We start from the raw sequence: 11,800 nt of genomic DNA on the forward strand, positions 1-11,800 counted from the left end.
AGGCACATGCAAATTTGCATGTGCCTCTCTTTTCGTAGCTGCTTGTTTACGGCTCGCTGACTTCAAACAGCATGTCGCCGTAGCTCGGGAGCGGCCAGAGATCCTTGTCAATCACGGTCTCGAGCGCATCGGCGCTCTCGCGGAGAATCCGCATGTCCGTGACAATCTGCGTGTGGTAGGCTGCGGCGCGCGCGGCCGGATCCTGAATGGAGGCGGCGAGATCGGTATCGCTCTGTAACTTCTCGCGGCTTCGCTTCATATCGCTGAGGAGCTCGCTCGCGCGGAGCAGCAAATCCTCCTGCACGCTCACATCGGCCGCGGCGCAGGCGCTCTTCACCTGATTCACCGAGGTTGCAAGCCGGGTCACATAGTGAATCGCCGCGGGAATCAACTGCTTGCCGGAGATATTGATCATGGCGCGCGCCTCGATGTTGATGCGCTTTGCATAGTTCTCATAGGCGACAATGCTGCGGCTCTTTAACTCGGTCTCGGAGTAGATGCCGAAGGCAGAGAAGAGTTCCACGGCCTTTTTGCTCGTAAAGGCGGGAATCGCATCGATCGAGGACTTCAAGTTCGGGAGCCCGCGTCGCGCTGCCTCCTGCACCCACTCCTCAGAGTAGCCGTTGCCGTTGAAGACAATGCGCTGATGCTTGGTTAAGAGTTCGCGGATCAGTTCCCACGCCGCTTCTTTGACGGACGAGGCCTGTTCGAGGCGGTCGGCCGCGAGGCGGAACTGCTCTGCGAGGATGGTATTCAGGACAATGTTGGCACTCGCGATGCTGTCGCCGGAGCCGACCATGCGGAACTCGAACTTGTTGCCGGTGAAGGCGAAGGGCGAGGTGCGGTTTCGGTCGGTCACATCGGCGTAGAGATTCGGGAGCGTGTCGACATGGGTCTCGAGGCTCTTTCCGGAGAGCGAGCTGCTTGCGACACCGGTCTCGATAATCTGTGCGACAATATCCTCGAGCTGGGAGCCGAGGAAGCAGGAGATGATTGCGGGCGGCGCCTCATCCGCGCCGAGCCGGTGATCATTGCCGACATTTGCCGCGGAGAGACGCAGGAGGTCGGCGTGCGTATCTACGGCCGCGAGCACACAGGCGAGCGTCAGGAGAAACAGCTGATTCTCGTGCGGGCGCTTGCCGGGGTTTAAGAGGTTTAAGCCGGTGTCGGTCGAGACGGACCAGTTGTTGTGTTTGCCCGAGCCGTTGACGCCGGCAAAGGGCTTCTCGTGCAGCAGACATTCGAGACCGTGGCGACCGGCCTGCTTCTGGAGTATTTCCATGGTCAGCTGGTTGTGGTCGACCGCGAGATTTGCCTCTTCAAAAATCGGCGCGAGCTCGTGCTGGCAGGGGGCGACCTCGTTGTGCTCGGTCTTTGCGCTGACGCCGAGCTTCCAGAGTTCCATGTCCACATCGCGCATAAACGCGGCGATGCGCTTCCTTAGCACGCCGAAGTAGTGGTCGTCGAGCTCCTGGCCCTTTGCGGGCATGCTGCCGAAGAGCGTGCGGCCGGTGTAAATCAGATCCTTCCGCTTCAAATATTTTTCGCGGTCAATGAGGAAATATTCCTGCTCGGCGCCGACCGAGGGCTTGACCCATTTTGCGTCGTTTATGCCGAAGAGCTTTAAAATACGAAGTGCCTCGCGGTTTAAGACCTGCATGGAGCGGAGCAGGGGCGTCTTCTGGTCGAGCGCCTCGCCCGCGTAGGCACAGAAGGCGGTCGGAATACAGAGCGTCACGCAGTCGCCCTCTTTCCGGAGAAAGGCAGGGCTCGTGCAGTCCCAGACTGTGTAGCCGCGCGCCTCAAAGGTGGCGCGGAGACCGCCGGAGGGGAAGGACGAGGCATCGGCCTCGCTCCGGACCAGGTTCTTGCCGGAGAATTCAAGCAGAGCGCGCCCTTCGGAATCCACACCGGAAAGGAAGCTGTCGTGCTTCTCGGCGGCGACGCCGGAGAGCGGCTGGAACCAGTGGGTGTAGTGGGTCGCACCGTTCTCGACGGCCCATTCCTTCATCGCCTGGGCGACGGAATCCGCAATCGCGGGCTCCAGCTCGTAGCCTTTGGTCATCATTTCCCGCACGCGCTGGTAGACGGCCTTCGGCAGGCGCTCCCGCATCACGCGGTCGCCGAACACATTTTCACCGAACAGTTCCGCAATGTTTACCCTTTCGTGTTTTTCTTCCATTGGTTCCTCCTTGTATGCAAGTGAACATGTTTGCGTGACTGTACCACAGGAAAAAAGCGCTGTAAACAGAGGCGGCCGAATTTCAGTAAAATGCATTGATATTTATGAGATAGATAACAGCGTTTCAGTGAAAATCGTAGGAGAGGCGGAGGGTATTTCCGCGCCGCGCGACGGTTGCAAGGGCGCCGCTGACCAGCGGGAGCGCCGGCGGGAGATGTCCGAAGTCCGCATCCATGATGATCGGAACGCGGTATTTTTCGAGGCGGTGGAGGACAGCCGCATATTGGTCGAGCCCGAAGAGCGGTTCGTCAAAGTGCAGGGGGCGCCCGATCAGAAAACCGCCGACGCGAGAGAACCAGCCGCAGTGCTCGAGCTGCCAGAGAGAACGCTCCATATCAAAGACATTGAGGTCGCAGGACTCGAAGAACCAGAGCAGAGGTTCGTCCGGATAGCGCCGAAGGAACGCTTCCGTGCGGTCATAAGAAGTGCCGGCGAGACCGCGCAGCACATCGAGGCAACCGCCGAGCAGGCGACCGCGGAGCGTGAGCGGCGCCTCTGTCTCCTTCATGTCGCCGTGCGCATCCGGACAAAAGCAGCGGAGTTTGGTCTCGCGGTCCAAATGGTAGGGGAGCAGCGGGTGCTCTTCGTCGCGAAGCGCCGCATACTGCCAGCGGGGATAGTTTTCGAAGGCCGCGCGCTTGCCGGTGAGTAAAGCGAAGGCATCAAAAAGTGCCGGGTGCCAGGGCTCCATGCCGAAGGCGGGGGCATTCGGGCCGTAGATGGCTGCTGTGTCACAGAGAGTCGGCAGGAGGAAAGTGAGGTTTGTGTTGTCTGAAAATCCCATAAACCACTTGGGGGCAGCGGCCCGAAGCGCGGGAAAATCGACATCATCCAGGATGGTGCACATCAGCTCGCCGCCGCCGAGGGAAATCAGGATGTCCGTGTCGTTTCGCATGAAAAAGTCATTGACTTCGGCCGCGCAGGCCTTCGGCGTATTGCTGATGCCGACCCCTTCCTGTACAAAGGCGTTCGGGCCGGTCACGCAGCGGTAGCCCATGGCTTCAAACTTAGCACGGGCATTCAGAAAAGCGGAGCGGTAGGGTTCCGTGGCAGCGCCGAAGGCAGGGGAGATAAAGCCGATGCAGCCGTTTTCGGGTAAAAAATGAGGGTAACGCATAGAGCCTCCTAAAGACAAAGCGAATTTCGGAAATAAACCGTTTTCGGGTGAACTCTATTATGCCACCGAAGAGGCTTTCTTGACAGGGAATTGCGGGGTAAATTAAGATGAGAATATCACAATGAGAGATTCGGAAGCGGGAGGGCATACTGTGAGCTGGAGCGGTATGAGAAGCAAACTGGAGAACGAATATTTGGCAGCGTCCCTCCGTGGGCATATTCAATATTATGCGACGAGTTACAATCAGTGCCCGGATCATGAGGGGCGCGCGGCGATACGCCTTGACGGTAAGGAAATCATTGCGGGCTGCTATTATAATAACTGGTTTAAGGCTGCGCTGTTTCCGCGGGATGCGTGCTATGAGAGGCGGATGAAAGAGGAGATGGCGTTTATGGATGACACTGCGGTGCAGCTCGGTGTCTTTGACCAGCGGAGTTTCTATGAGGCCTTTTCGATGTTTGACAATCAGAGCATCGAAGAGAGTCTCGCAAGCGAAAATATGCTGGTCCGCGTTTTCGCGATTCTGGACCGCAGGGTCGGAAAACGGAGACTGGAAAAAATAAAGCGGGGCATCGAAGGGGAGGAAAAAACGTTCCGTGAATTTTTTGCGATACGGGCAGCCGCAGAGGGAATGGCAGCGGAAGGGGGGCGTGAGAGATGAGGAAAGAAATGAAACGGGTCGCGGGACTTCCGCTGCCGCTCTACCTCGCCGTGCTGGGACTTCTGTGTCTCGCGCTGCGGCGCGGTGTCATTCCGGCCGGGCTGCCGGGCGGCTTATTTTTACTGTTGGTGCTCGGCGAGGGCCTGAACGAGCTCGGAAAGAGTGTGCCGCTTGTGCGGACCTATTTCGGGGGTTCGGTGGTCTGTGTGCTCGGCGGCGCGGCAATCGGGGCGAGCGGCCTTTTGCCGAAGGGCAGCACAGAGATACTCGGCCGCTTTATAGAGAGCGAGGGCTTTCTGATTTTTTACATTGCGGCTCTGATTACGGGCAGCCTCTTTCAGATCGACCGGCGGCTTTTGTTTCGCGCCTCCCTCCGCATTCTGCCGACCGCGCTTGCCGGTGTCGCGGCGGGGACAGCGGTGGTGGTGCTGCTCGGTCTTTTGCAGGGCTTTTCGGTGTCGGAGAGCCTGCTCTATATCGCGATTCCGATGACTTCCGGCGGGATGACCGCGGGCGCGGTGCCGCTCTCCGCAATCTATGCGGAGGCGAGCGGCATGCCGGCCGGTGAGATTCTGACCCGGATTGCACCGGCGACGGTGCTCGGAAACATTGTGTCCATCCTCTTCGGCGCGCTTACGGTGCGACTTTCGGCGCGCTTTCCGAAACTGAGCGGCGGCGGGCAGCTGCTTCGGGGAGAGGGGGCGGTGCAGAAAAAAAGTCCTGCACAGGCAGACTTCGGGAGTCTGCTCGCGGGACTTCTGCTCTCACTCGCTTTTTATACGGCCGGTGCGCTCTTACACGGCTTCATCCCGGCGCTGCCCGCCTATGCGGGCATGATACTCTGTATTATGGCGGCAAAGGGCTTTTCTGTCCTGCCCGAGGAGACGGAAGAGGCAGCGGCGGTCTGGGGACAGTTTGTGATTCGCGCCTTTACGGCGGCAGCACTCACGGGGATAGGCATTGTGCTTCTCGACTTAAACCGGCTCGCGGCGGTGCTCACGCTGCCGTATCTTTTGACTATCGTGCTCGGCGTACTCGCCATCACGCTGACCGCGGGCTTTGTGGGCAGCAGGCTCATGGGCTTTTACCCGCTCGAAGCCTCGATTGCGGCCGGCATGTGCACGACCAATATGGGGGGCTCCGGCAATGTGGCCGTGCTCTCGGCGGCGGATCGCATGGCGCTCCTGCCTTTTGCGCAGATTGTGACCAGGAGCATAGGCGCGCTCATGCTGACGCTCGGCGGTATTCTCGCCGCGATTCTGCTGCACTGAGCACTTTTTCTGCTTTTTCTTGCGCAGTCGGAGATTAGGATTGTAGCAAATGTGAAGATATGCTAAGATAAAATGTAGCGCTGATGACGACGCGGAGTCCTTTTTGGGGCTCCGCGTTTCCGGCATAAGAGAGAGGTATCACAGACGATGAAGATTGATCCGCGCGCATTTTCGAAAGATGGATTTTTAAAAGATCAGGATTACCTGAGCAATTTTCCGTATGGGCGTTATCCCACCTCGTTTAACGGCTGCGGCTGGGTTGCGATTTACAACGCAGAGCATGCCGCGGGGCGTGGCATAGCGGTTGAGGCGGTCTATGAGGCCATGCGTTGTATTCTCCCCTATGAGGGGACACACGGCACACCGTTTCCGACCATGGTGCGCTATTTTAAAGAGAGGCACATTCCGATCGCGCGCATCTACGGGAGCGGTGAGGAACTGGTGCGCATCGTGCGGGAGTGCGGCGTGCCGCGCGGCATTCTCCGCTATATCGAGGGCAGAGAGCCGCATTACATTGCCTTTGTGCGCGTCAGCGACGAGACGCCCGCGCGCTATCGCTTTTTCAATGCGGCCGATGGCAAGGAAGACTTTGTCGAGACCATGGAATATTTTCGCAGAGAGCATTTAGGCGGCCGACGGGTGGTGCGCCTCTTGCTGCCGGGAGAGGAGAGAGAAGATGCACGAGCGCGTGGCAAAAACCATATTGTCGACGCAAAATGGTCTGAACATTTACCGAGGCGGTGTGTGCAGTATCCTGTCCTGCGACGCAAAAATAGCTTCGAGCCGCTTTCGAGAATCGGACGGGGAGCTTGAGGCGAAGGTCAACGCGCCGGAACTTCTGGAGGCGACTCTGCGGCGAAAACAGAGCCGCTGCATGATTATGGTGGGCTCGGCGAGCGAACCCTACCCGAAAGAGGAAGAGGAGACCCTACTCATGCGCCGCTCGCTCGAGGTAATCGACCGCATGGAGTTCGGGGTCTCGCTCCGCACCAAATCACTCCGCATGCTCCGGGATCTGGACATTCTGGAGAGTATCCAGCGGAAAACCCGCTGTGTGGTCGAGGTCATGCTGACCACGGCGGACGAGGCACTTGCGGCGCGGCTTGAACCGGCGGAGAGCACGGTCGGGGAGCGGCTGGAACTGCTGCGGGCGCTCCGCGACGCCGGGATTCCGACGGTTGTGACGCTCGGTCCCGTGCTGCCCTATCTGACGGACAGCCTCGAAAATCTCGAAGCACTGCTCGGCAACTGCGTCGAGGCACGGGTCTACGGTGTGATACAGAACGGCTTCGGCGTGACGCTCCGGGCGGGTTCCTCCGCCTATTTCTTCTCCTGTCTCCGGGAGCTTGATCCGGAACTGCCGGAGAAGTACGAGGCCCTGTTGCCGCCCGGCAAGCCGAGAAAGGCGGGCATGTTTCTGTCGCCGAACGCGGCGGCGCTCGCCGACTTTTTTCAAAAGAGCACGGCGGCCTGCCGGCTGGTCACCGATCAGGAGGCCTTGTTTGCCTATCGCCACGCGTTTCTCGACAGGCGGGCGGGGCAACAGCTATCGCTCTTTGATCTTTTCGAGACCTGAGGCGGCTTAAATTTCCCAGCCGCCCGAGAGGGTCAGAATGTTGCCGGTGAAATAGGCGGGCGCAGCTGCGAGCTGAGAGACCAGGGCAGCGACTTCCGCGGCTGTACCGAGGCGCCCCGCCGGGATTTCGTCTTCGAGCGCACGGCGCTCTTCGTCTTCGAGCCACGCATTCATGTCCGTGTCGATTGCGCCCGGCGCAATCGCGTTGACCTGGATATTCGAGGGCGCAAGTTCTTTGGCAAGCGCCCGGGTAAAGCTGTTGACGCCGCCCTTGGCTGCGGAGTAGGCGACTTCGCAGGAGGCGCCGCGGCTGCCCCAGACGGAGGACAGAAAGATAAGCTTGCCGCCGCCGACTCGCAACATGCGCGGAATCGCGAGTCTCGAGAGATAAAAGCAGGAACTTAAATCCGTGCGTATCATATGATCCCAGTCTTCGGGTGTCATGTCCTGCAGGAGACCGAGGTGGGAGATGCCGGCGTTTGCAACCAGAAGGTTCGGCGCGGGAAAGTGCCGGTCGAAGTCCGAGAAGACCTCGGCGCAGGCAGCGCTGTCGCTGACATCCGCGAGCCGGGTGACAACGCGCGCACCGGCCGCGCGACAGAGTGTCGCGCAGTCCTCGAGCTTTTCCTGCTCTTTCCTTGCGAGCAAAAAAAGGTCGTAGCCGGACTTGGCGAGATGGAGGGCAATCGCGCGGCCTATGCCGCGGGAAGCGCCGGTCACCAGAGCAAGCGGGCGGGTTTTTCTTGTTGCTTCTTCAATCGGGGAATACAGTTCCGTCATGGGGTGAACTCCTGTCTTGGGGGGGTGAACTCTTTTTTGTTTTGTTTCGTTACCAGTGTAGCACGTCGCGGGGCTTGCGCCAATTCCTAGCGTTGTGCTAGACTATACGAGTGTAAACAACGCGTCCGTTTTGGAGAAAGTGAGGCAGTATGAATCAGATTTACGATATGATTATCATCGGGTCCGGCCCCGCGGGACTGGCAGCGGCGGTCTACGGACAGAGAGCAAAGTTGGATTTGATTGTCATCGAAAAGCAGATGATCAGCGGCGGACAGATTATCAATACAACCGAGGTCGATAACTACCCGGGACTTCCTGGCATCGGCGGCTTTGAACTGGGGCAAAAGTTCCGCGAGCACGCAGAGAAACTGGGAGCTCCCTTTGTGACGGATGAAGTATCGGAGGTCCGCATCAACGAGGACGGCACCAAGACCGTGGTCGGCAGCAAAGAGAGCTATACCGCGAAGACCCTTGTGATTGCGAGCGGCGCGGAACACTCCCAGCTCGGCGTGCCGGGCGAGAAGGAACTGACCGGCAGCGGCGTCTCCTACTGCGCGATCTGTGACGGCAATTTTTACCGCAACAAGGTGACTGCTGTGGTCGGCGGCGGCGATGTGGCGCTCGACAATGCGCTCTATCTCGCAAGACTCTGTCAGAAGGTCTATCTGATTCACCGCCGGGACAGCTTCCGCGGCGCAAAGATTCTGGAAGACAAGGTCAGAGAGATGGAGAACGTTGAATTGGTCCTCGATTCGACGGTCGAAGAAATTCGCGGCGAGGGGCAGTTAAAATCCATCCTCGTGAAGAACAAAAAGAGCGGCGCGGAGACCGAACTTGCAATCGACGGTCTTTTCGTTTCGGTCGGCATAGTTCCCGAGTCGAAGAATTTCCCCTTCCTTGCGACAGACGAGCGCGGCTATGTGCTCGCGGACGAGACCTGTGAGACCAATGTGCCGGGTGTTTATGCGGCGGGCGATGTGCGGAAGAAGCAGCTCCGCCAGGTTATCACCGCGGTCGCGGACGGCGCGAATGCCGTGGAGAGCGCGGTGCGCTATCTGACCAAACAATGAGAGAGAAGCTGATGCGGGGGCTTCGGCGCCTACTGGTCCTGCTTCCGGTGCTCTTTCTTCTGGCGGGCTGCGCGTCGCGGGGAAGCGGCACGGATCGTCGAGCGGAAAGTCGGCCTGAGCAGACGGCCCTTGCAACGGAAGCGGAGAGCACGCAGAAGGAAAGTGCGGAGAGCAGCTTCGCAAAGTCGAAGAAGAAACAGAAGAAGAAAAAGAAATCAAAAGGCAGTCAGAAGTCCGGAAAGCGGCAGAGCGACGGCGCGGCTTCGGCAGAGTCCGAAGCAGGGACAAGCGAAGCACTGTCGAGCACAGCTGCCGAGGAGACGCGCACCGCAGAGAAGCGTACTACCGCGGCGCGGGTATCGGAGCGCGGTACAGAGGCAGGAAGCGGTATTCGCGAGGACGGAAGCTATACCTCTCGCGATGAGGTTGCGCTTTACCTGCACACTTACGGAAAACTCCCGAAGAATTTCATCTCGAAGAAAGAAGCCGAGGAACAGGGATTCCGTTTCGGCGAGGGTGATTTCGGTGAGGCGTTTCCCGGCATGAGTGTCGGCGGTTCCCGCTTCGGCAATTACGACGGAAATCTCCCGGAGAAGAGCGGGCGCCGTTATTACGAGTGTGACATCGATTATACGGGCGGCAGGCGGAATGCCAAGCGTCTGGTCTACTCGAACGACGGGCTCATCTTTTACACCGAAGATCACTATAAGACGTTTACGCAGCTCTATTAGATAGAGGAGAACTATGCGAGAAACCAGATGGAAGATTTACAGCAAGCGGGCCGATTTCGGAGCGATTTCGGCCCGCTTTTCCGTGTCACCGATGTTGGCGCGGATTCTGATTAACCGGGGCGTCGCGGAAGAAGAAATCGGCGAATATCTGTCCGGCACTTTGGATGACATACCGCGCGGCGCGCTGCTGCCGGATATGGCGGAGAGCGTCCGCATTCTGGCGGAGAAGATACGTGGCAGAGCGCCGGTTCGCATCATCGGCGACTATGACATTGACGGCGTCTGCTCGACCTACATTCTGGTGCAGGGTCTGCGGGCGCTCGGCGCCGCTGCGGACTATGATATTCCGGACCGCATTGCGGACGGCTACGGGCTGAATCTGCGCCTGGTGGAGCGCGCGGTCGCGGACGGCATTGATGTGATTGTGACCTGTGACAACGGCATTGCGGCGCGGCAGGAGATTGCCGCCGCGGCGGATGCCGGGCTGACCGTGATTGTGACCGATCACCATGAGGTTGCGCACGGCGAAGACGGGGCAGAGCTCTTGCCGCCGGCCGCCGCGGTGGTGGACCCGAAGCGCGAGGGCTCAAAGTATCCGTTCGCCTCGATTTGCGGGGCGGTGGTCGCCTGGAAACTGATCGAAGAGTTATTTCTGTTCTTCGGAAAGCGGCGGGAGGACGCGCGCGTCTTTTTGCCCTTTGCGGCGATTGCGACGGTCGGCGATGTGATGCCGCTAAAAAAAGAGAACCGCATCATTGTGCGCGAGGGCTTAAAGGCAATCGGCTGCTGCGAGAATGTGGGCCTACAAAAGCTGATTGCGCGCTGCGAGTTAAATCCGGAGGCGCTCACAACCTATCACATCGGCTTTGTGATAGGTCCCTGCCTGAATGCGGGCGGGCGCCTCGAGAGCGCAAAGCTCGGACTTTCGATGTTACTGGAGACCGGGGAAGAGAGTGCCGAAGCGGCGGCCGAGCGTCTGAAAGCGCTGAACGACCGGCGAAAGCAGATGACGGAAGAGGGCATCCGCGCGGCCTCGGCGGAGATTGACGCGCTGCCCGAACTTCCGAAGGTACTGGTGGTGTACTTAAAAGCTTGCCACGAGTCGGTCGCCGGTATCATCGCGGGGCGGCTCAAGGAAAAGTATTACCGCCCGAGCTTTGTCCTGACGGACAGTCAGGAGGCCGGATTCTTGAAGGGATCCGGGCGGAGCATAGAGGGCTATCACATGTTCCGCGCGCTCGAAGAAGTGGCGCCGCTGCTCACAAAGTTCGGCGGGCACCCGATGGCGGCCGGGTTAACACTCCCGGAGAGTGAGCTTGGGCGCTTCCGGGAGGAACTCAATCGGAATGCGGTGCTAAACGACGAGCAGCTCACAGAGACCCAGTGGATTGACATTGCGCTCCCCTTTGCTTATGCGAACGAGGAGCTTGTTACAGAGCTCTCGCGCATGGAGCCGTTCGGTCAGGGCAATGCGCGTCCCTGCTTCGGGCAGAAGAATGTCGAAATTCGCGCGGCGCGTGTACTCGGCAAAAACCGGAATGTCGTGAAACTCTCCCTGCGGGATGAGGCGGGAACCGTGCGGGAGGCGCTCGCCTTCACCGACGGCGATGCGTTTCTCTCGGAGATGGAGGGAAGCCGTTCGATCGCCGTCCTGTATTATCCGGAAATTAACGAATACATGGGCAGGCGGAATTTGCAACTTGTGCTGAAAGCATGGAAATTTGTGCGCTGAACTGCTATAGTAGGGGCTGAAATTTGCGCATTTGGAGGAAAAGCGATGAAGACAGTGGCGGATTATATTCGCACCATTCCGGACTTTCCGGAACCCGGTGTCATGTTCCGGGATATCACGACAATTCTGCAGGATGCGGAGGGCTTGCATCTCGCGGTCGACGGCCTTCGCGAAGCGCTGCGGGGCGTTGACTACGACCTTGTTGTGGGTCCGGAATCCCGCGGCTTTATCTTCGGCGTGCCTCTCGCGTATGCGGAGTACAAACCGTTTATTCCGATCCGGAAGCAGGGAAAACTGCCGGCAGAGACCATCTCGGAGACGTATGAACTCGAGTACGGACATGCGACAATTGAAATCCATAAGGACGCAATCAAACCGGGACAGAAGGTCGTGATTGTGGATGATTTGATTGCGACCGGCGGAACGACCGAGGCCATGGTCCGCCTGATCGAGAAGCTCGGCGGCGAGGTCGTGAAAATGCTGTTCGTGATTGAGTTGAAGGGGCTGCACGGCAGAGAAAAACTGAAGGGCTATCCGGTCTTCTCGCTGGTGAGTTACGAGGGAAAGTAAGATAAGGCGCTGTCCGCTTCGGGCAGCGCTTTTTCTGCACTGAGAAGTCC

The 11,800-nt window shown here is 58.9% G+C and carries 11 protein-coding genes; 8 read left to right on the plus strand and 3 right to left on the minus strand.

Translation table 11 applies throughout. The features are described 5' to 3' along the window. Nucleotides 1–46: 46 nt before the first annotated feature. Both ACO4XG_RS03570 and ACO4XG_RS03575 read right to left on the minus strand, forming a co-directional pair. The gene (locus ACO4XG_RS03570) at nt 47–2,182 is read right to left on the minus strand and encodes a glutamine synthetase III family protein (RefSeq protein ID WP_308508130.1); all 2,136 of its coding nucleotides are present in this window, start codon (nt 2,180–2,182) and stop codon (nt 47–49) included. Nucleotides 2,183–2,306: 124 nt separating this feature from the next. Beyond that, nucleotides 2,307–3,359, minus strand: a complete 1,053-nt coding sequence (locus ACO4XG_RS03575; RefSeq protein WP_308508129.1) for a S66 family peptidase — start codon at nt 3,357–3,359, stop codon at nt 2,307–2,309. Nucleotides 3,360–3,510: 151 nt separating this feature from the next. Between ACO4XG_RS03575 and ACO4XG_RS03580 the strand changes: the two genes are divergently transcribed. From ACO4XG_RS03580 to ACO4XG_RS03595, 4 genes are all read left to right on the plus strand, one after another. After that, nucleotides 3,511–4,020 carry an SF0329 family protein gene (locus ACO4XG_RS03580; RefSeq protein WP_334304581.1) on the plus strand — a complete coding sequence of 170 codons (510 nt, stop codon included), beginning with the start codon at nt 3,511–3,513 and terminating at the stop codon, nt 4,018–4,020. Beyond that, nucleotides 4,017–5,291: a 2-hydroxycarboxylate transporter family protein gene (locus tag ACO4XG_RS03585; RefSeq protein ID WP_308508127.1), complete on the plus strand. Its 1,275-nt coding sequence runs from the start codon at nt 4,017–4,019 to the stop codon at nt 5,289–5,291. Before ACO4XG_RS03580 ends, ACO4XG_RS03585 begins: the two co-directional genes overlap by 4 nt. A gap of 147 nt (nt 5,292–5,438) precedes the next feature. After that, on the plus strand, nt 5,439–6,104 hold the full coding sequence (locus tag ACO4XG_RS03590) for a hypothetical protein (RefSeq protein WP_308508126.1): 666 nt from the start codon (nt 5,439–5,441) through the stop codon (nt 6,102–6,104). Next, nucleotides 6,034–6,867: an SPL family radical SAM protein gene (locus tag ACO4XG_RS03595; protein ID WP_308508125.1), complete on the plus strand. Its 834-nt coding sequence runs from the start codon at nt 6,034–6,036 to the stop codon at nt 6,865–6,867. The genes ACO4XG_RS03590 and ACO4XG_RS03595 overlap by 71 nt, the downstream gene beginning before the upstream one ends. A gap of 6 nt (nt 6,868–6,873) precedes the next feature. On the opposite strand, the gene ymfI is transcribed toward ACO4XG_RS03595, so the two are convergent. Beyond that, nucleotides 6,874–7,647: an elongation factor P 5-aminopentanone reductase gene (gene ymfI, locus ACO4XG_RS03600; RefSeq protein ID WP_308508124.1), complete on the minus strand. Its 774-nt coding sequence runs from the start codon at nt 7,645–7,647 to the stop codon at nt 6,874–6,876. A gap of 149 nt (nt 7,648–7,796) precedes the next feature. Between ymfI and trxB the strand changes: the two genes are divergently transcribed. Genes trxB through ACO4XG_RS03620 form a run of 4 tightly spaced genes read left to right on the plus strand, consistent with a single transcriptional unit; the run spans nt 7,797 to nt 11,750 of the window. Continuing rightward, nucleotides 7,797–8,717 (plus strand): thioredoxin-disulfide reductase, encoded by a 921-nt coding sequence (gene trxB / locus ACO4XG_RS03605; protein WP_308508123.1) that lies wholly within the window; start codon nt 7,797–7,799, stop codon nt 8,715–8,717. Between the two features lie 11 nt (nt 8,718–8,728). Further along, nucleotides 8,729–9,448: a ribonuclease domain-containing protein gene (locus ACO4XG_RS03610; RefSeq protein ID WP_308508122.1), complete on the plus strand. Its 720-nt coding sequence runs from the start codon at nt 8,729–8,731 to the stop codon at nt 9,446–9,448. A 13-nt stretch (nt 9,449–9,461) separates the two neighbouring features. After that, nucleotides 9,462–11,180, plus strand: a complete 1,719-nt coding sequence (gene recJ, locus ACO4XG_RS03615; protein WP_308508121.1) for a single-stranded-DNA-specific exonuclease RecJ — start codon at nt 9,462–9,464, stop codon at nt 11,178–11,180. Nucleotides 11,181–11,225: 45 nt separating this feature from the next. Further along, complete coding sequence (locus ACO4XG_RS03620) at nt 11,226–11,750, plus strand: adenine phosphoribosyltransferase (protein WP_308508120.1); 525 nt, start codon at nt 11,226–11,228, stop codon at nt 11,748–11,750. The last annotated feature ends 50 nt before the right edge of the window (nt 11,751–11,800 follow it).

Source organism: Stomatobaculum sp., from assembly GCF_057248925.1.